The organism is Klebsiella sp. 28 (assembly GCF_018223905.1).
Classification (GTDB): domain Bacteria; phylum Pseudomonadota; class Gammaproteobacteria; order Enterobacterales; family Enterobacteriaceae; genus Klebsiella; species Klebsiella pneumoniae.
In genome coordinates this window covers 1-18,145 of record NZ_JAGRQY010000081.1, presented here as the reverse complement: position 1 = coordinate 18,145, position 18,145 = coordinate 1, and the positions used below count along the sequence as shown (strand labels likewise).

Annotated in this window: 19 protein-coding genes and 1 pseudogene; 6 read left to right on the top strand and 14 right to left on the bottom strand. The window is 56.8% G+C overall.

Translation table 11 applies throughout. The features are described from left to right. Positions 1-56 precede the first annotated feature (56 nt). Positions 57-698 carry an MBL fold metallo-hydrolase gene (locus KHQ28_RS14445; RefSeq protein WP_000134999.1) on the top strand — a complete coding sequence of 214 codons (642 nt, stop codon included), beginning with the start codon at positions 57-59 and terminating at the stop codon, positions 696-698. A 348-nt stretch (positions 699-1,046) separates the two neighbouring features. Continuing rightward, the gene (locus KHQ28_RS14440; protein WP_032418880.1) at positions 1,047-2,039 is read left to right on the top strand and encodes a zinc-dependent alcohol dehydrogenase family protein; all 993 of its coding nucleotides are present in this window, start codon (positions 1,047-1,049) and stop codon (positions 2,037-2,039) included. A gap of 147 nt (positions 2,040-2,186) precedes the next feature. On the opposite strand, the gene KHQ28_RS14435 is transcribed toward KHQ28_RS14440, so the two are convergent. After that, entirely contained in the window at positions 2,187-3,122 is a 936-nt protein-coding gene (locus tag KHQ28_RS14435; protein ID WP_032418881.1) for a LysR family transcriptional regulator, read from the bottom strand. A gap of 116 nt (positions 3,123-3,238) precedes the next feature. On the opposite strand from KHQ28_RS14435, the gene KHQ28_RS14430 reads away from it, so the two are divergent. Both KHQ28_RS14430 and KHQ28_RS14425 read left to right on the top strand, forming a co-directional pair. Further along, entirely contained in the window at positions 3,239-4,771 is a 1,533-nt protein-coding gene (locus KHQ28_RS14430) for an MFS transporter (RefSeq protein ID WP_032418882.1), read from the top strand. Positions 4,772-4,919: 148 nt separating this feature from the next. Then, a complete protein-coding gene (locus KHQ28_RS14425) occupies positions 4,920-5,204 on the top strand; it encodes a hypothetical protein (RefSeq protein WP_004180186.1) in 285 nt (94 codons plus the stop codon). A gap of 36 nt (positions 5,205-5,240) precedes the next feature. Here the strand turns inward: KHQ28_RS14425 and KHQ28_RS14420 are convergent, their stop codons facing one another. From KHQ28_RS14420 to KHQ28_RS14380, 9 genes and pseudogenes are all read right to left on the bottom strand, one after another. Further along, positions 5,241-5,729: a DinB family protein gene (locus KHQ28_RS14420; protein WP_004175817.1), complete on the bottom strand. Its 489-nt coding sequence runs from the start codon at positions 5,727-5,729 to the stop codon at positions 5,241-5,243. A 117-nt stretch (positions 5,730-5,846) separates the two neighbouring features. Then, positions 5,847-6,374, bottom strand: coding sequence for an anti-virulence regulator CigR family protein (locus tag KHQ28_RS14415; protein ID WP_002907918.1), 528 nt, complete (start codon positions 6,372-6,374; stop codon positions 5,847-5,849). 365 nt (positions 6,375-6,739) lie between these two features. Then, positions 6,740-7,704, bottom strand: a pseudogene (locus KHQ28_RS14410) (ABC transporter ATP-binding protein). Next, complete coding sequence (locus KHQ28_RS14405; RefSeq protein ID WP_004151192.1) at positions 7,701-8,681, bottom strand: ABC transporter ATP-binding protein; 981 nt, start codon at positions 8,679-8,681, stop codon at positions 7,701-7,703. The pseudogene KHQ28_RS14410 and the gene KHQ28_RS14405 overlap by 4 nt, the downstream one beginning before the upstream one ends. Next, positions 8,678-9,628 carry an oligopeptide ABC transporter permease gene (opp4C, locus tag KHQ28_RS14400; RefSeq protein WP_072198302.1) on the bottom strand — a complete coding sequence of 317 codons (951 nt, stop codon included), beginning with the start codon at positions 9,626-9,628 and terminating at the stop codon, positions 8,678-8,680. Before opp4C ends, KHQ28_RS14405 begins: the two co-directional genes overlap by 4 nt. Next, positions 9,625-10,584 carry an ABC transporter permease gene (locus KHQ28_RS14395; RefSeq protein WP_004175825.1) on the bottom strand — a complete coding sequence of 320 codons (960 nt, stop codon included), beginning with the start codon at positions 10,582-10,584 and terminating at the stop codon, positions 9,625-9,627. Before KHQ28_RS14395 ends, opp4C begins: the two co-directional genes overlap by 4 nt. A gap of 43 nt (positions 10,585-10,627) precedes the next feature. Next, positions 10,628-12,331: an ABC transporter substrate-binding protein gene (locus tag KHQ28_RS14390; protein WP_004200148.1), complete on the bottom strand. Its 1,704-nt coding sequence runs from the start codon at positions 12,329-12,331 to the stop codon at positions 10,628-10,630. Positions 12,332-12,675: 344 nt separating this feature from the next. Beyond that, complete coding sequence (locus tag KHQ28_RS14385; RefSeq protein ID WP_032418885.1) at positions 12,676-13,359, bottom strand: CatA-like O-acetyltransferase, family 1; 684 nt, start codon at positions 13,357-13,359, stop codon at positions 12,676-12,678. Between the two features lie 31 nt (positions 13,360-13,390). After that, positions 13,391-13,774: a VOC family protein gene (locus tag KHQ28_RS14380; RefSeq protein WP_014907474.1), complete on the bottom strand. Its 384-nt coding sequence runs from the start codon at positions 13,772-13,774 to the stop codon at positions 13,391-13,393. 91 nt (positions 13,775-13,865) lie between these two features. Between KHQ28_RS14380 and KHQ28_RS14375 the strand changes: the two genes are divergently transcribed. Continuing rightward, positions 13,866-14,636 carry a DeoR/GlpR family DNA-binding transcription regulator gene (locus KHQ28_RS14375; protein WP_004180180.1) on the top strand — a complete coding sequence of 257 codons (771 nt, stop codon included), beginning with the start codon at positions 13,866-13,868 and terminating at the stop codon, positions 14,634-14,636. 4 nt (positions 14,637-14,640) lie between these two features. Here KHQ28_RS14375 and KHQ28_RS14370 read toward each other — a convergent pair whose 3' ends face one another. After that, positions 14,641-15,270, bottom strand: coding sequence for a LysE family translocator (locus KHQ28_RS14370; RefSeq protein ID WP_002907812.1), 630 nt, complete (start codon positions 15,268-15,270; stop codon positions 14,641-14,643). Positions 15,271-15,519: 249 nt separating this feature from the next. Here KHQ28_RS14370 and KHQ28_RS14365 point away from each other — a divergent pair, with 249 nt between their 5' ends. Next, a complete protein-coding gene (locus tag KHQ28_RS14365) occupies positions 15,520-16,155 on the top strand; it encodes a carbonic anhydrase (protein ID WP_002907811.1) in 636 nt (211 codons plus the stop codon). A gap of 312 nt (positions 16,156-16,467) precedes the next feature. Here KHQ28_RS14365 and KHQ28_RS14360 read toward each other — a convergent pair whose 3' ends face one another. The 3 genes from KHQ28_RS14360 to KHQ28_RS14350 all read right to left on the bottom strand — a co-directional run bounded on the left by KHQ28_RS14360 (position 16,468) and on the right by KHQ28_RS14350 (position 17,959). Further along, positions 16,468-16,677, bottom strand: coding sequence for a YdgH/BhsA/McbA-like domain containing protein (locus tag KHQ28_RS14360; protein ID WP_002907807.1), 210 nt, complete (start codon positions 16,675-16,677; stop codon positions 16,468-16,470). A gap of 84 nt (positions 16,678-16,761) precedes the next feature. After that, the gene (locus tag KHQ28_RS14355; RefSeq protein ID WP_032418887.1) at positions 16,762-17,478 is read right to left on the bottom strand and encodes a hypothetical protein; all 717 of its coding nucleotides are present in this window, start codon (positions 17,476-17,478) and stop codon (positions 16,762-16,764) included. A 46-nt stretch (positions 17,479-17,524) separates the two neighbouring features. Further along, positions 17,525-17,959, bottom strand: coding sequence for a winged helix-turn-helix domain-containing protein (locus KHQ28_RS14350; protein WP_004143863.1), 435 nt, complete (start codon positions 17,957-17,959; stop codon positions 17,525-17,527). Positions 17,960-18,145 lie beyond the last annotated feature (186 nt).

Here is an 18,145-nt window from a genome sequence, read left to right as displayed (position 1 = left end):
TAAAAAACACACGTGGAATTTAGGTTAGACTATAAATAGAAAAAGGTGTTTTGACAATGACAGAGATTATCAAAGATTTATACCAATTTACAGAAGTAATGGAGCCGATTAAGCTTTCAATGCACCAATACTTATTGATGACAAATGAGCCTGTTCTCATTCAGACCGGAGCCGTATCACAAGCGCAAACTACCATTCCTAAGTTGCAAGAGTTGCTCGGTGAACGCAAAATAAAATACATTCTAATTTCTCATTTTGAATCAGACGAATGTGGCGGACTTGCTTTGGTTCTCAAAGAACATCCCGAAGCTGTCGCGGTTTGTTCCGAAACCACAGCAAGACAACTGATGGGGTTTGGTATTACTAACAATGTGCTTATTAAAAAGCCGAATGAAATATTTGCCGGAGATGATTTTGAATTTCAAACTATCAGTTACCCATCTGAAATGCATATGTGGGAAGGACTTTTATTTTTTGAAAAGAAACGTGGTATTTTCTTTAGCAGCGACCTCATGTTCGGCATGGGTGAGAATCACGGACAAGTTATCGAAAGCAGTTGGGACGCAGCGGTAAAATCAAGCGGCGCAGATACATTGCCCAATCAAGAATCCGGACAAAAGCTATCCTCGGATTTGAGTGAGATTGAACCTAAGTTCGTTGCTTCCGGTCATGGGTTTTGCATTACGATTGTAGGATAAATCAAGCAAATAGACCTTGCAAAATAAGCATTTGCAAATATACCACTTCATAAAACCGTATACTGTAATTATCAAGATTTTGAACGATATTGAAAAACAGTAACTTAAAGGCTCGATATATTTATAATATATCGAGCTTTTTTCATGTCTAAAAACTTGGGGGTATATAGTGAAAAATACCGTCCCAACGTCCCAAAGGCTGATAAGTAGGCGCATTATATGGGTAATACTGAAGTTCCCTGTCAGCTATTTTTGGTACGTTTATAGCAGCGTAGATTGTCAGTAAATAAACCGGGCATGTCTTCAACAATATTCGAAAGATGTGCTGATAACTGACGAGAGCTGAATATGTCTAAAGTTGTTACCTTTAACCGCACCGGTGGTCCGGAAGTTTTGGAAATTGTCGATATGGAGGTGCCCGCACCAGCAGCGGGTGAAGTTCAGATTCGCGTACATGCTATTGGTCTTAATCGTGCAGAAATCATGTACCGCAACGGCCAATATGTTATTGAGCCGGAATTTCCGGCACGTCTTGGTTATGAAGCGGCTGGCGTTGTGCAGGCCGTAGGTGAGAATGTTGAGGCGTTTACCACTGGCGATCTGGTCAGCGTAATCCCTTCGTTTATGTTTAATGAATACGGCATGTACGGCGAACTGGTCAATGCACCTGTGCACGCTGTTGTGAAGCATCCTGAAAATCTTTCCTTTGAGGAAGCCGCTGCAAGCTGGATGATGTATGTCACTGCATATGGCGCGCTGGTTGAATATGGCAACCTTCAGGCTGGGCAGAATGTTGTGATCCGCGCAGCATCAAGCAGCGTAGGACTGGCTGCCATACAGATTGCTAACATGCTGGGTGCTAAACCCATTGCGCTTACCCGAACTGCCGAAAAAAGAGACATGCTTCTTAAAGCGGGTGCCGCCACTGTTATCGCTAGCGCTGAGCAGGATATGGTTGCGGAAATCAATCATGCGACAGATGGCATGGGCGCCCATATTGTTTTTGATCCTGTCGGTGGGCCGGACGTGGCAAAACTGACCCAGGTGATGGCACCGCAAGGGATGTTCTTCCAGTACGGCGAGCTAGACAGCCGCGACCTGCTTGTGCCTGTCTTTGATATTCTCGGTAAGCATCTCACGCTGCGTGGATATGAGCTGTTTGAAATTACGACGGACCCTGAAAAAATGGCACGCGCAAAATCCTTCGTCACCGAAGGGTTACGTTCCGGCAAACTGAAACCTGTCATTGATAAAACATTCCCGCTTGAGGATATTGCGGATGCACAGCGCTATATGGAAGCAAATGGACAGGTTGGCAAAATCGTTGTAGTGGTTGAGTAAACCTCAAACCCACTAACCTTCACCCAGAGGAGCTGGTGTGAAAGGTGAAGCGGAGGGCCATACGCTGCAGATCAGGATTCAGCGGTGCAGGCTTTTCTGACCTAAAGGGAAGAGGGGGGCACACTCTGCTTCAGTGGGGGTAGCTAATCACCTCAAATTGTTTGATACAAGGGGTGGGGGCGCCGATGCGGGTGACAACGGTATCTCTGCCGCAGCCATAAAATCGATGAAGCAACGTATTCGCGATGACAGATAGCGGCTGGCGGGCCACAGGACCGAGAAATGCCCTTCCTTCACGCAACAGCCGGGCAACACCTCCTGCAGGCGTCCCTCATCCATTGCCTCGCGCACGACAAAATCAGGCACATAAGCGATGCCCATCCCCGCCGCGCTTAAGCGAATGGCGGCCTCAATGTTATTGACCGTCATCACGGCAGCGGACCTGAAATCTCCCGTCAGTCGCATACCGCGCAGTTCCCAGGGCTGGATCAGCCCCGTCGCGGGGAAGCGGAAAAAAATGCACTTGTGCGCCGCTAATTCCGCTGGTGAGCCGGGAACGCCGTATTCCGCCAGATAGGTCGGACTGGCGCAGAGCACAAAACGAAAGCCCCCCAGCTTTCTGGCGATCAAGCGGGAGTCCGCTAATTCACCGCTGCGGATAGCGACATCAACTCCTTCATCGATCAGATTGACCAGCCGGTCGCTAAAGTCGAGATCCAGTTCAACCTGCGGATAAAGACGGCTAAAGGCGGTGAGGGCGGGGAGTAACAGGCGGTAGCCAATGACGGGCAGTGAAATCCTCAGTTTGCCGGTGGGCTGTGAGAGACTGCTGGTCAGCTCAGACTCGGCCTCCTGGATCTGCTCCAGGATACTCTGGCAGCGCGTCAGAAACGCGGCCCCCTCTGCCGTCAGGCTGACGTTTCTGGTGCTGCGGTTGAACAGCCGGACCCCCAGTTTATGCTCAAGCCGGGCGACATTCTTACCCACCGCCGAGGCAGATATGCCCAGCAGCCTGGCGGCCTGAACAAAGCTTAGCGTTTCGGCGGTGCGGACAAAGGACGTCAGCGAGGTGAGGCTGTCCATCGATTATAAACCTTATGTCTCTTAAGAAGATATTTTCAGTCTATTTATCGGCAATAACATCCGCAATAGGATGGCGACAGTTTATTCATTCCTTGCCGACTGATGAGGGCCGCCCGATGTTACTCCCCGCCAGAACACCTTCCCGATACGCCAGCGCCCTGGCCGCGCTTTCTGTCTTTATGGCGGCCTTGCTGCTGCCGTTAAGTTTTACCGGCGGCGTCATGACCACCCCCGCGATACAGCAGTCGCTGGGCGGCTCTCCCGCTGCGCTGTCGTGGCTGACCAATGGCTTTATGCTGACATTCGGCAGCTTTTTGCTGGCCGCAGGGTTGGCGGCGGATGCCATCGACAGAAAACGTATTTTTATCGCCGGCGCCGCGCTGTTTTGCCTGAGCAGCCTGCTGTTTTGTCTGACGCACAATCTCTTCCTGTCAGGCGTGTTGAGGGCGCTGCAGGGCCTGGCCGCGGCGATGATTTTAGCCAGCGGCAGTGCGGCGCTGGCCCAGCTGTATGATGGCGCCCAGCGGACGCGGGCATTCAGCATCCTGGGCACGGTGTTCGGCATTGGCCTGGCGTTCGGTCCGCTGCTGATCGGCTTCATGATCGACGCGGTGGGTTGGCGCGGCGTATACGCCCTGTTTGCGCTGCTCTCGGCAGGGGTTCTGCTTATAGGCCTGGTATCTCTGCCTGCGGCAGAAAAAAGCGAGCCGCGGACACCCGACAACCTGGGCTTATCCCTGTTTACGCTGGCCCTGATGCTGTTTACAGCATCGCTTATGGTCATTCCGGCCCGCGGTTTTTTATCCCTGACCACGCTGGCCTTGCTCATCGCGTCGGGGGGGCTGTTCGTGGCGTTTGTCGTACGCTGCCGGAGGGTGAACAACCCGGTGCTGGAACTCTCCCTGCTGCGTCATCCGCGTTTTGTCGGCGTACTGTTGTTGCCTGTCGCCACCTGCTGTTGCTACGTGGTCCTGCTGATTATTGTTCCACTGCATTTTATGGGCGGAGAGGGGATGAGTGAGTCGCAGAGCGCACTGTATCTGATGGCGCTGACCACGCCGATGCTGGTTTTCCCATCCGTTGCGGCCCTGCTCACCCGCTGGTTTTCACCGGGGCAGGTGTCCACGGCGGGACTGATGATGGCCTCCGCCGGGTTGCTGTTGCTGGGCGATGCTTTTCACAGTAACCACCTCCCGCAGCTGGTGCTGGCGCTGATCCTCTGTGGGGCGGGGGCGGCGCTTCCCTGGGGACTGATGGATGGCCTGGCGATATCCGCTGTGCCGGTCGCCAAAGCCGGTATGGCGGCAGGCCTGTTCAACACCGTACGCGTTGCCGGCGAGGGGATCGCCCTGGCGGTCGTCTCCGCGGTATTAACGGCAAGCAATACCCTGACCCTGCAGAGTCGCGTTCACGGGTATGCCCCCGAGGTGATTCACCGCGCCGCAGGCTGGCTGGGGGCCGGCAATATGCCGCAGGCGGCTGCGCTTTTGCCTGATTTTTCCCTCCGGGTGCTGCGCGAGAGCTATGACTCTGCTTATACGCTACTGTTTAGCGGGCTGGCGATCGTCACCCTGCTGTGCGCCCTGATGATCTGGCTGACGTTATGCCGGAAGGGGGGCGCTATCCAAACCCGCAACAGCGGATCCTGACCCCCATGACAGCGCATTGGCGTCACGCTCCCGGCAACCGCCTTTCCCGGTCTGCTCAGCGAACCGGGATTGTCATTGTTTCGCTGACGGAACAGGGCGGCCATATGCGCCGCTCCGGCAGCGGAAACTGTGTCTCACAGGCGGCGGTATGGCGAGTGATACGGACCGGATTTATATCGAGATCCTGGAAACGGTGCTGATGGCTACCCTGGATCCTGATTTGTGGAAATCGGCGCTGCAGAAACTGGCGTTTCTCACCGGCAGCGCCTTGATGGAGTTGTTTAACGTCAAGCCCGCCGAAAACGCAGTGGCGGAGCTGCTGGTGCGGGGCATGACGCCTTACATCTGGGCGTATCTATCGCCACGATCGGAACCCACCTTAGCGCCCTGTACCAGAAAACCCATACTCGACATCAGGCAGAGCTCCTGCTGATTCTCCGCGTAATCGACGGCGAATGGTTTCGCTCGGTCAGGAATGATGGTCGCGCAGGAAAACGGTCAGCACCTCTTTCGGCGGCACGCCGCCGCATTCGCCAATCATCCAGCCCACCGCCCCACGGTGATAGGCGCCGTGAAAGAGCATGTGGTTCAGCATCTCCATCGCGGTCATATTGCCGTCGCCGCCGTCGACAAATTTGAAGGCGATACGTTCGTGGAAATCGGCGGGGGTCATGGCGCTGACGTACTGAATGTATTCGTCCGTACAGGCGGTCATGGCCGTTTCCAGCTCATCAACGGTTGGCGTCTCAGGGGTATTCAGCGCGGTGTAGCCGTGCGGCCTGCCGCGCAGATTCGCCCGGAAAATCATATCAACGACATGGATATGGTTCATCAGCCTGATGGTCAGGTGACGCTTTTCGCCATGTACCGTTCCGTCAATCGCGCGGATCGCCTGTAAGGTGGCAAGGTCAATCCAGCGCTTGTATTTCAACAGCGTTACTACTGTGTCTTTGTCCATAGTCGGTCCCGGGTTGGTTGAACCGTTATCATACTGGTTATGCCGGTGAGCCGTCACTCACCGGCATCAGGCACAAAAAAGCCTCGCCGAGGCGAGGCTTTTCAATAAGCAGATGATTTAGTCAAACACACCGTTAATCACGGCGGTGACGATCGCGGTGCTCAGGGCCACCAGCACCAGATCATCGCCGACCGCCCGCCATTCATAGCCCGGATAATAGGGCAGGTCGTTAATCATAGAAGCTGGCAGGGTCTTTTTGGCGATCCCCGGAGGGAGCGGTTTGCCGCGGGCGACATTTTTGGCGATACCCGGCGGCAGCGCCTGATAGCCGACCAGACCGTAGTTCACGGCAAGGGAGCGCGCCCGTGAGAAGCTAATATCGCTGTCGACGTGGTCGGGCTTGCCGTAGTTTTTCCGTTTGCCGTGATCTTCAGTGGACTGGCCTTTATTTTGCCCTTTATTGCCATGGTCGCCACTGTTACCGTTGTTACCATGATTGCCGCTATTGCCATGGTTACCACTGTTCCCGTGATTACCACCGCCGTTGCCATTGCCATTACCCGGGTTGGCATACGCTGGCGCGGCCATGACGGCAAGGGAAATAACCGCCGCCAGTGCTGTTTTGAGAGTGCGACGCTTAAGCATGATGTTGATACCTTAACAGGGAGTACACGCTTAAAAAATAAGATAAAGCTATACCCCAGGCAATCTCATGTTGTCTTATTTTTTTGCCCTTATTTAATTAGCGGCGGGAAAAGGGTAGCGGGACGCGGACGAGCAATTCCATTGCTGCGTTTTGACAGACGGGCGACCGCGCCCCGCTAAATATCTTGCCGGGAGGATCGCTCCCGGGCGTGGAGAAAAAATGCCCGAAGCCATTGGGCAAAAGAGTACAAAGATGTTCCGCTTCATTTATCGCGCGTCTCACAAGACGGGGCGGATAGTAAATCCTGGCGCTGCCGCGCACCATCGGTCGGTTGTTTAGAAATAAATAACCCCATCGACCGCGCTCAGGATGCGACCCAATGACAGGCGACCCGATGGCCCGGGGCCACCTCGCGCAGCGCCGGAGGCTCTCTGCGGCAACGTTCGCTGGCCAGCGGGCAGCGGGATGAAAAGCGGCAGCCGGCGGGGGGATTGGCCGGATCCGGGATCTCGCCTTGCACCAGCGCCTGCGGTTCGCTGTGCGGGTCGAGGGTCGGCACCGCAGCCATCAGGGCGCGGGTATAGGGATGGAGGGGGCGGCTGAACAGCGCATCGCGGCTGGCGCTTTCCACCAGTTGCCCGAGATACATCACCGCCACATCGTCACATAAATGCTCCACCACCCCGAGGTCGTGGGAGATAAACAGAAACGTGACGCCGCGGTTGTCGCGCAGGTCGGAAAACAAATTGATGATCTGCGCCTGAATCGACACATCAAGGGCCGAGATGGGTTCATCGGCGACGATAAAATCCGGGTTGAGGATCAGCGCCCGCAATGAGCTATATGACCGGGTGATCGACGTGATGAAGACGCTTCCCGCGTCAGTTCTCCGGCGGCCAGCGTCAGCGGATCGGTATTGCCCGGNNGGTCATATAGCTCATTGCGGGCGCACAGTTTGTGCTGCAGCATGGCTTCGCCAATCGCGTCGCCAATACGCAGCCGCGGGTTCAGCGAGCTATAGGGGTCCTGAAACACCAGCTGCATCCTGGGCCGGATAGCGCGCAGGGCAGGCGCGGTCAGGTCGGCCAGCTCCTGACCGTGAAATTTCACGCTGCCGGCGCTCTTCTCGTACAGGCCAAGCAGGGTCCGGCCGACGGTGGTTTTACCGCTGCCGGACTCGCCCACCAGGCCAAAAATGGTGCCCGGACGGATATTAAAGCTGACGCCGTCCACCGCGCGAAGCTCGCCGGTCTGCTGACCAAACAGGCCGTCGCGTAGCGGAAAATATTTTTTCAATCCATCCACTTCAATGACATAGCGTTCGCTCATGCTGTCACCTCCGCAAATTCGCTATAAAAGCAGGCAGCACGTTGGCGGTCGCCGAGCAGCGGCGGAATCGCCTCCCGGCAGCGCGCCGTCGCCCGCTCGCAGCGCCCGGCAAAGGCGCAGCCCGCCGGCAGGGCTGCCAGATCCGGCACCTGGCCGGGAATTGAGTACAGCCGCCGACGCCGCTCACCGGGCACCGGTCGGGAGGCGATCAGCCCCCGCGTGTAGGGATGCTGAGGATGCCGTAGCACTTCCGCGGTGGCGCCTTGTTCCACAATTCGTCCGGCATACATCACCACCACCTGCTCGGCCATCTGCGCGATCACCCCCAGGTCGTGGGTAATCAGCATCATCGCCATCTGGCTGGCCCGGGCCCGATCCCGCAGCAGGCGTAGGATCTGCGCCTGCACGGTCACGTCGAGCGCGGTGGTGGGTTCGTCGGCGATCAGCAGTTTGGGCCGACAGCTCAGCGCCATGGCGATCATCACACGCTGCAGCATGCCGCCGGAAAGCTGGTGAGGATAGCGGGTCATCAGGCTGTCCCCGCGCGCCAGGCCGACCTCGCTTAACAGCTGGATGGCCTGATGCCAGGCGGCTTTCGGCGTGGCGCCGAGGTGGCGGATCGGCGGTTCGCACAGCTGCTCCCCGATGGTCAACACCGGGTTGAGGGCCGACATCGGTTCCTGAAAAATCATTGCCAGCTGGTGACCGCGCAGATCGGCCATCTGTCTGGCTTTCAGCCGCAGCAGATCGCGGTCCGCGAAGCGGATCTCGCCGCCGTCGATGCGCGCCGTCTGCGGCGGCAGGAGGCCCATCAGCGCCATGGCGGTGACGCTTTTGCCGCAGCCGGATTCACCCACCACGCCAACGGTTTGCCCGGCCTGAATGGTGAAAGAAACCTCCTGCACCGCGCGCACGCGAGAGCGTTCGCCGGCGAAAGAGACGGAAAGATGATTAAAGGAGACTAACGGCGTGGTCATTTCAGCCTCGGTTTCATATTGGGATCCATGGCATCGCGCAGGCCATCGCCCAGCACGTTGATGGCGATCACGGTGATAAAGATGGCGATGCCCGGCGGCATCCACAGCCAGGGGCGACGCTGGAAATCGATCAGGCTGTTAGCGGCATCCATCATATTGCCCCACGACGGCGTCGGCGGCACCACGCCGAGGCCGAGATAGCTTAGCGCGGATTCACTGAGAATGGCGTTGGCGACGGCCATGGTCGCCATCACCACCAGAATCGGAATGGTATTCGGCAGCAGGTGGCCAAACAGCCGGCGACGCGCCGACAGGCCCAGCACCTGGGTGGCCAGCATAAAATCGCGTTCGCGCAGGGAGAGACATTGTCCGCGCACCAGCCGCGCCAGTCGGGGCCACTCCAGCAGGCTGAGCATCACCACCACCATATAAATGCGCGAGTCCGGCGAAAAATCGAGCTCGGAAAGCATCGCCCCGGCGACAATTAACAGCGGTAACCCGGGGATAGTCATCACCAGGTCGGCCACGCGCATGATCAGTTTGTCGGTTAACCCGCCGACGTAACCCGAGAGGGCGCCGAGCAGGTAGCCGAGGCACACCGACATCACCATGGTCAGCAGGCCGATAATCAGCGAGATGCGCCCGGCCAGCAGCAGGCGGGTGTAGACATCGCGACCGAGGAAATCGGTCCCCAGCCAGTGTTCCGCCCCGGGCGGCTGGTTGATGCTCAGGGCGTCGGTGGCATCATCACTCCACGGCGACCAGACGGGCCCCAGCACGCACCACACCGCCATCACCGCCAGCAGGATCAAGCAGAACATGGCCTGCCAGTTACGGCGCAGCTGTCGCCACCCCTGGCGCCAGGGAGAGGGGGTAATGTGCGCCAGCGCCGGGATAGCCGCCTGCCGCTGGCGGCGACGGGAAGCTAAGTAAGACAGGATCATTATGACCTCACCCGAATACGCGGATCGGCCCAGGCGTACAGCACGTCGGCGAGCAGATTCCCGACTATCGTCAGCACCGCCAGAAACAGGGTAAACCCCATCAGTACCGGATAGTCGCGGGCGGCCAGCGAGTCGATATGAATGTGGCCCGCCCCCGGCCAGTTGAATACCTTTTCGGTAATGATCGCCCCGGAGAACAGCCCCGGCAGCTCGAAGCCCAGCAGGGTGATAATCGGCAGCAGGGCGTTGCGCAGGGCATGTTTGAGGATCACCGTGCGCTCCTGCAACCCCTTGGCGCGGGCGGTACGGATAAAATCCATTTTCACCACGTCGAGCATACTGGCGCGCACATAGCGCGTCAGGCTGCCCGCCTGCAGCATCACCAGCGCCAGCACCGGCAGCGCCAGATGGGCAGCCACCTGCAGCACATACTGCCAGCCGCTCTCGTCGCTGCCGGTATTGGTCATCCCGCCTACCGGCAGCCAGTGGAGATCGACGGCGAACCATTTAATCAGCAGCAGGCAGAGGAAAAAGGTGGGGAACGACATGGCGGCAAACACCGCGACGCTCACCAGATGATCAAACCAGGAGCCAGGGCGCAGGGCAGAAACCACGCCCACCGCCAGGCCGATGCCCCAGTAAAAGACCAGCGCGACGCTGGCCAGCAGAAAAGAGTTCCAGATGTACTGGTTGAGCAACTGGCTGACCGGGATCTGATACTGCAGCGAAAAGCCTAAATCACCGCGCAGCAACTGTCCCAGCCAGTGGAGGTAGCGGGTCAACAGCGGCTGGTCGAGGCCGTAGATCGCCTTTAGCTCCGCGGCGCGGGCAGCGGTCAGGGTGATATTGCCATCGATAAAGTCGCCGGGGGTTTTGGCAAACAGCAAAAAAATAATGAAGGAGGCCAGCAGCAGCATCGGCAGCGTTTGCAGCAGGCGCCTCAGGATGAAATTTCTCATGACGGTCTCACATCAGCCGCCGGTTAACCCGGCGGCCAGGGATTTATTTGACGATTTTTACATCCGGCAGGCTGCCGGTCAGGCCGTTGTAGATATCCGGCTTAAAGCCGCTGACGCGGGCGCTGCTGGCGGAAAGGATCTCGCGATAGCCGAGCAGGATCACCGGCGGATCGTCGGCCAGCACTTTATACAGCTGGTGGTAGATCGGCTTGCGCTGTTCGATGTCGAGCACTGCGTTGCCGGCGTTAATCAGCTTATCGACTTCCGCGTTATGGTAGCCGGACTCTTTAGCTTCGCTGCTGTAGAAATCCCATACCCCGTCGTGCGGGTCGTTGAGGGTGCTGGTGCTGAACGAGGCCAAATCGTAATTTCCGGCTTTGCGTTGCGCCATCAGGGCGTTGAAATCCACCACCTGCGGCTTAAGCAGCACGCCGATCTGCCGCCAGTTCTCCTTGGCGATGGGGATCAGCGCATCGTTGAGCACCTTCTTGCTCACCAGCAGGGTCAGCTCCAGGCGCTGGCCGTCTTTGGCGCGGATACCGTCGGCGCCTGGTTTCCAGCCGGCCTCATCCAGCAGCTTTTTGGCCTGTGCCGGATCGTAAGGGTAAGGGTTGACGCCTTCAGCGTTAAAGGCCCAGGAGATCGGCGCGATCGGTTCGATGGCGACTTTGCCGTATCCCTGATAGACCACGTCGATCAGCTTCTGCCTATCCAGGCCGTAAATCAGCGCCTGGCGCACCCGCTTATCCTGTAGCGCCGGGCGATGCACGTTGAATTCCACCTGGCTGTAGTCGCTGGAGCCGTAAAGATTAATATTGGCGAAGCCGAGCATCTTCAGTTGCTCAATATCGTCGGGGCGCGAGGTAAAGGCGTCGTAGTCGGTCTCCCCGGTCTGGAACAGCTGGAAGTTGGTGGACGGATTGGTCACGCGATAGATAAAGCGCGGCGTTGGCGGCGTCCCACGGTAAAAATGGCTATTGGCATGGAAGCGTATTTCCTGACCGGGAATGTATTTGTCGTACACGTAAGGGCCGTTGCCCAGCGGCTTGCCGTGCAGTGAGCGCAGATAGTCGAGATTTCCCCGCTGATACCCTTTGCCGTACCAGGCTTTCGACAGTACAGGCCCGCCAATTTTGGCCAGCGTGGTGGCGCCTGGCTGCGTGGTGGTCACCTGCAGGGTGAGCGGGTCGATGACCTTCAGGCCGCTGACGCTATCAGCCTTGCCGGCTTTGTAGTCCGCCCCGCCGGCGATATTGGCCAGGGTGATGTCGGTATCGCCATCATAGCTGGGGTCGAGCAGGACCGTCAGGGTAAAGGCGACATCTTCCGCCGTCAGCGGTGAGCCGTCGCTGAAGGTGAGGCCAGGGCGCAATTTGATGGTATAGACTTTGTTATCCGGGCTGACCGTCCAGCTCTCCGCCAGTCCCGGGACCAGCTTGCCCTGGCTGTCCCAGTCGATCAGGCGTGAAAAAATGACGTTAGTCACGTTCTCATCCCAGCCGTTGACGAAAAAGTAGGGGTTAAAGATCCCTTGCGGCTCGGAGATCCCGGCCACCACCGTGTCTGTGCGCAGTTTGGCGCTGGCCGGGATCTGGCTGGCGTCAGTGGCCGGGGTGATACCTTCTTTCAGGAGACCCTCAGCAAAGACAGCAGAAGAAAATGCTACCACGCCGCCGAGCAGGGCCACTTTTAGCGCCAGGGCGAAGCGGGTTTGTCTGGTTTTTAATCCTTGTTGTAATCTGGACAAAAGTGCTACCTCATCAAATGATTGCGTGGTTATTTACAATTCATGACGAAAGATAAGAGGCGCACTTCGCCCTGTCTAACACTGAAACGCTATGATTTATAACTAATTATCCTTAGCAAAGGATCGGCAATATAATCCCATTTTATGGCTATGAAGCAGTGGTTTCCGCTGTCTGATGATGGTTGGTCAGCATGCTGTCTGTGACCCAGTTTTTCAATCGCGAGGTTCTGAACAGGCGTCACACCTGCGCGGTATTCGCCGGCTGAAAGGGAACGATGATAGTGGCCCCGTACCGACCACCGTGTAGGGAGTAAGGCTCCCTGGCGGTCAGTTCCGGGCAGACGTTAACGCTCCTTCGCCGCTGGGGGAAGCAGGGAGGGTGCGGTTTCGGTTAGCGGCAACCAGAGCCGCTCGGGGTCATTAAATCCCTCTTCGACAAGGGCATAAAAGCGGCTGGCGTGGAGACCATCGACGAAGGCATGGTTAAACCGCCCGGCCACCGGGACAACGCCATTCTGCAATTTTCCCCAGGTGAGCGCGGGGACCGCCGCGCCGACGGCATATTCCGCATGGGTCATCGAGGTGAAGTGGAGCCATGGCAGACAGCTGGCGCAGATAAAATGCTCGCCATCGACGATGAGCGGCGCCGGGGATGTCTCTCTTGCCGCGACAATCTTCGGCGTAGCCGCGGCGCTGAAGGCGGTGAACTCGGGAGCATTGTCGCACCACACCTGACGGAATCCCTCTCCGACGGTCATCACCGGCGTCATTACTGCCAGACTGTCATATTCAATCACCTCATCGTTCCGCACTCGCTGGCGTAGCTGCGGTACCCCGTTGGCCGCGCGCAGCAGGGCATAGAGCGCGAGCTGAAAAAACGAGACCCGACGGTCCTTCGCACATTCGTACAGGCGCTGCGCCGCTATCGGCACGCAGAGATTAAAGCTGGGGTTGGCGAATTGGCGGTAAAAAGTGAAATGGTCCCGGCGGGGCCAGGATGCGGTGTCGATAATCCGGTAATGTGCCATGGATGCCTCCTGAATACTGGCGTTCTGCTGACTATGCGACGATTTCGATCAGGTTGCCATCGGGATCGGCGATCACCGCCTCATAATAGCCGTCGCCGGTGGTGCGCGGCGGCGAAATCAGTATTCCGGCGGCCCCGGCGCGTTGGGCGATGGCATCGACCTGTTCCGCCCCGCCCACCGAGAGGGCCAGATGCGCCCAGCCGGTATGGTTATTATCCGCGCAGGCCTGCTGCAGGCCAGGCTTGGTCATCAGCTCGATCACCACCTCGTCGTCGATAGTAACAAAATAGGAGGCAAAGCCGGGGTTGGTCTGGCTAAGGTATTTTTCATTGATGCTGGCGGCAAAGAAGTCCACCCAGAAGCGGGCCTGGACGTCGAGCTGTTGGGTCCACAGGGCGAAATGGGCAATTTTCATGGTAAACCTCCGGGCAGGAACGTTGACAACCAGAGCAGGGCAGACGATCATGCTTGCTACTGCTCGGTTTTGATCATTTAAGGATTATATTATGCTCGATTATGCTGCTTTCCCTCAACAGCGACAAGCGCTGATTTGCCAGATCCTGCAGGAAAACGGCAGAGTGGTGTGCGCGGAGCTGGCGGCGCGTCTTCAGGTGTCGGAGCATACCATCCGCCGCGATCTGCATGAGCTCAGCCGCGAGGGATTCTGTAAAAAGGTGTATGGCGGGGCGGTGCTGAGTCTGCCGGAAGCGGGGGATTACAGTCAGCGGAAAGATAAAAACCGCGCGATAAAGCTCAGGATCGCGCAACAGTGTGCCCGGCTGGTGAAGCCCGGCGGCACTATTTTCATTGATACCGGGACCACCAATCTGGCGATGGCCGAGGCGCTGCCCACCGAGCTGGCGCTGACGGTGGTAACGAACTCGCCGGAGATCGCCGCGGTACTGGTGAAAAAACCGCTGTATGACGTGGTGATCCTTGGCGGCCAGGTACAGCGCGCGAGCGGCGGTTGCGTCGGCGCCGCGGCGGTGGCTCAGGTGCAGGGCATGTTATTCGACCAGGGGTTTATCGGCGGCTGCGCGATGGCGCCAGAGTCGGGCCTGACCGGCTTTGACTATGCCGACTGCGAGTTCAAGAAAGCGGTCATTAAACAGTGCAGCGAAATTATTGTTGGTCTGACTTCGGATAAAATTCCGGCAGCAGCGCGGTTTGTGGTGGCCGCCAGCAGCGATATCGATGTGCTGGTGGTGGAAGAGAATATCAGTCGCGAATATCGCGTTGCCTTTCAGCAGCACGATATTCGCATCTATACCGTGTAACCCGCTAGCGGGTGAGGGAGGTGGCGATAAGCCGCAGGCCCAGCGCCCCCAGCACCGTCGCTGTGGCGATGTCGATCCGCCGCTTCAGCCGCAGGTAGACGCGCCGCGGGCGGTCGGCAGACAGCACCAGCGCCACCAGCGAATACCAGCTGACGTCGATCAGAAAGCTCATCAGCGGCACGATGTAATAGAAGGCGGTGGGGATCTGCGCCGGCAGCAGGGCGGTAAAAATTGAGGCGAACACCAGCGCAGTTTTGGGATTGCTGAGCTGAGTATACAGCCCGTCGCGGAAGGTCTTCAGCAAAGAGCGGTTGCCGGCCATCCCGCTGGCGGAAAAGTCCATCGGCTGCGCCGACCCGCGAAAAATTTTATAGCCCAGCCACAGCAGATAGAGCCCGCCCGCCACCTTCAAACCAATAAACAGCTCCGGCACCGCGGTGAGCACCTTCTGCAGGCCCAGCATCGCCATAATGGAGAAAATGGCCGCACCGGCGCCAGTACCGAGGGCGGTCACCATACCGTGCAGACGCGAGCGAGCGACGGCATTGCGCGCGACAAAAATAAAGCTTGGGCCGGGACTGATCACGCCCATGATCAGCACCGCGGCAATGGCCATCAGGCTGGATAGGAACATAGCGACTCCTGTTATGTCCGCCGCAGGCAGGCGGTCGGTAACGTGTGGACGGTTGGAGCAGACAGAGTAGCAAACTGGTTCAGGAAAGCACGTCAAAAAGGTGTGTATTAGACGGGGAGAAGCAGGCGTTGGCGGCGCGCGTTTTCTGCGCAACTGTTTGAATAACGATTCCCATTCTTGTCATCGATGGTAAACTGAATAACTGTGATCTTTGTCATACCGTAATAACTACAGAGAAGAGACACTGCTATGCAACATATCATTGAGGGCTTCCTCAACTTCCAGAAAGAGATCTTCCCCCAGCGTAAAGAACTCTTCCGCAGCCTGGCCTCCAGCCAGAATCCCAAAGCGCTTTTCATCTCCTGTTCTGACAGCCGTCTGGTGCCGGAACTGGTTACCCAGCAGGAGCCGGGACAGCTCTTTGTCATTCGTAATGCCGGGAATATCGTGCCGTCTTTCGGGCCGGAGCCGGGCGGCGTTTCCGCGACCATCGAATATGCCGTGGTTGCGCTGGGCGTGACGGATATCGTGATCTGCGGCCATTCCAACTGCGGCGCGATGAAAGCGATCGCCACCTGTCAGTGCCTTGAGCCGATGCCGGCGGTGTCTCACTGGCTACGCTATGCCGATGCCGCGAAAGCGGTGGTGGAAAAGAAAACCTGGGCTAGCGAAACCGATAAGGTCAATGGCATGGTGCAGGAAAACGTCATCGCCCAACTGAATAATATCAAGACCCATCCTTCGGTGGCGGTTGGTCTGCGCGACCATACCCTGCGCCTGCATGGCTGGTTCTACGACATCGAAACCGGCGATATTCAGGCGCTGGATAAAAACACGAAATCCTTTGTTTCGCTGTCGGAAAATCCGGACGTCTTTTTCGAATAAAGTCTTTCCAGGGCACGGAGGCCCTGCAAACCCTCACCACGTCACGCAAATTTTGCCAAAATGGGCGCCGCTTTGCAGACAGCGGAAGGCCTCCGACTGATTCGCGGCGACAGACCTCTCCGCTTTACGCCGACAAGCCGCAGATAATCCAGCCAATCGGGTATTTATTGCTATCAGGCTCTTTTTGTGCTGAGAGTCAGTATTGTCCGGGATCCGGCGAATGCCGCATGGACCTGCCGGGAAATGTCAGGAAGGGGGAAAAACTAAAGCGCCGTCCAGGCGGCGCTTTAGGAAACGTTTAGGGGCAAGGGTTTATTTGCTCAGTTCAGCCGTCATATGAACACGGTTGTTAAACTGGGCGCTGGTAATTTTATAGGATGCACCCTGTTCTGCGGCCTGGGCGGCAATTTTAGCTTCCGCGCGGTCCAGCGTGGAGGCAGTGGCGCTGACGCTCTGAGCAAAGCTGGCAGCAGAGAACAGAGACAGCGCAGCAACAGCAACGAAAGTTTTGATGAATTTCATGGTCGTATTCCTTAATTTGGTGTCTGATAAAGGGCCTGTTGCCCTGATGTGATAAAGAATACGCTTGATTGCTGGAGCCTAAAATCAAAACAATTTGCGAAACTCTTTCAAATAATATGAATGATTTTCCGCCAGCCTCGAGGCTGCGCGCGGCGGCAGGGTTGCATTAGCCGCTGTGGTCAGGCATCGGAGGTCGGCAGACAGGCGACTAAAAGAGAGCCTGTCGGTCATGAAATGATGAAAATGGCTATGACTGACCAGGCGGAAATTCACTTTAATCCTTTCCAGGCCGTTATAGACCCGCTTGCGATTAATCCCCAGCGTAGCGGCCATTTGATGAACCGACTGACCCTTCATGGTGGCATCAATCATCCGCATCTCCAGGCGGTTGAGCGGGGCTCGTTGACGGAAAGAAACGCTCTGACGTTGGTGACGCGGCACGAGTGGCCAGCGGCGCTCGGCCAGGCAGCGCAGAAGGCGGTTCACTTCACGTACCGCTTCGCGCTGGCTGACCCACAGTAGGGTATCCGCGAAAAAGGCGCGTCCGCGCCTTACGTTGCCGGCTGACGTAAAGCCGATGACCAGGCCCTGAAAGTGCTGAGCGATTTCAGCGGCAGCCAGGTAATCATGATAGTTTTCCAGTGACAAAATAATCACATCCAGCCCGGACAGTTCTGGAAGATGGCTGAGGGGCAGGGAGTGAATAACCTTTAATTCGGGCGCTGTTTTCTGAATATCCCGAAAACACTGGGCGATACCGATATTAAAATAAATATTATTGCTGTGAATTAAAATATTCAACGAATAAACCCTGTTGCTGGCGATGTAAACGGCGCGGGGGGGGGGATTAGCTGCGTACCAGAAGCTTATTCATATCAGCAGGCGAAGTGTTTATATAATTCATCATCCCCGGCGGTTTGTATGAATAAATTTCGGCTACGTAAACGTTATTAATATAATACCCCGCACACTTAACGCGGATGATTAACGCGCTCTCCACGCCAGCCTGGTGTAAGCGAGACTTTAAGCTCTGAATAACCTGCCATAGGCGCTGCGCGGAAGGGCGGAGATTATTTTTTTCCCAAACGTTAATCATTAACTCTTCATCGCTGACCAGACGTTCTCTGCCGTGCGCCAGCAGGTACTCCAGTAAACAGGCCATGGTGCTGCGTAGCTGGACTTGCGTCCGTGTCCCGCGCAGCGTGATAATTTCCCGATGATGCAGGCAGTAGAAAATATTATCCGCTAACTTATAGCCAAGTAGTTTATAGCCTTTAGTCATCCACAACTCCCTGACAAATCCTCTTCTTGCCGGTGCAGAGTACCTGCCCGCTGCTGACTGACCAAGTGAATTTTATCAGTTAGAATAATCAAAACAAATAACCACATAGGCATACACAACTAGAATAAAAATCTGATAATATCGCTTGATTCTGTTGTATTATGCGGTATAGGAAAAGTCTTAATC

Bases quoted from the DNA above. Each gene is read 5' to 3' on its own strand.
- KHQ28_RS14385 (WP_032418885.1), bottom strand. From the start codon at position 13,359: ATGGCACATTACCGGATTATCGACACCGCATCCTGGCCCCGCCGGGAC.
- KHQ28_RS14360 (WP_002907807.1), bottom strand. From the start codon at position 16,677: ATGAAATTCATCAAAACTTTCGTTGCTGTTGCTGCGCTGTCTCTGTTC.
- KHQ28_RS14405 (WP_004151192.1), bottom strand. From the start codon at position 8,681: ATGACCACGCCGTTAGTCTCCTTTAATCATCTTTCCGTCTCTTTCGCC.
- KHQ28_RS14415 (WP_002907918.1), bottom strand. From the start codon at position 6,374: ATGCTTAAGCGTCGCACTCTCAAAACAGCACTGGCGGCGGTTATTTCC.
- KHQ28_RS14380 (WP_014907474.1), bottom strand. From the start codon at position 13,774: ATGAAAATTGCCCATTTCGCCCTGTGGACCCAACAGCTCGACGTCCAG.
- KHQ28_RS14445 (WP_000134999.1), top strand. From the start codon at position 57: ATGACAGAGATTATCAAAGATTTATACCAATTTACAGAAGTAATGGAG.
- KHQ28_RS14440 (WP_032418880.1), top strand. From the start codon at position 1,047: ATGTCTAAAGTTGTTACCTTTAACCGCACCGGTGGTCCGGAAGTTTTG.
- KHQ28_RS14420 (WP_004175817.1), bottom strand. From the start codon at position 5,729: ATGGACAAAGACACAGTAGTAACGCTGTTGAAATACAAGCGCTGGATT.
- KHQ28_RS14435 (WP_032418881.1), bottom strand. From the start codon at position 3,122: ATGGACAGCCTCACCTCGCTGACGTCCTTTGTCCGCACCGCCGAAACG.
- KHQ28_RS14395 (WP_004175825.1), bottom strand. From the start codon at position 10,584: ATGAGAAATTTCATCCTGAGGCGCCTGCTGCAAACGCTGCCGATGCTG.
- KHQ28_RS14425 (WP_004180186.1), top strand. From the start codon at position 4,920: ATGGCGAGTGATACGGACCGGATTTATATCGAGATCCTGGAAACGGTG.
- KHQ28_RS14365 (WP_002907811.1), top strand. From the start codon at position 15,520: ATGCAACATATCATTGAGGGCTTCCTCAACTTCCAGAAAGAGATCTTC.
- KHQ28_RS14375 (WP_004180180.1), top strand. From the start codon at position 13,866: ATGCTCGATTATGCTGCTTTCCCTCAACAGCGACAAGCGCTGATTTGC.
- KHQ28_RS14370 (WP_002907812.1), bottom strand. From the start codon at position 15,270: ATGTTCCTATCCAGCCTGATGGCCATTGCCGCGGTGCTGATCATGGGC.
- KHQ28_RS14430 (WP_032418882.1), top strand. From the start codon at position 3,239: ATGTTACTCCCCGCCAGAACACCTTCCCGATACGCCAGCGCCCTGGCC.
- KHQ28_RS14350 (WP_004143863.1), bottom strand. From the start codon at position 17,959: ATGACTAAAGGCTATAAACTACTTGGCTATAAGTTAGCGGATAATATT.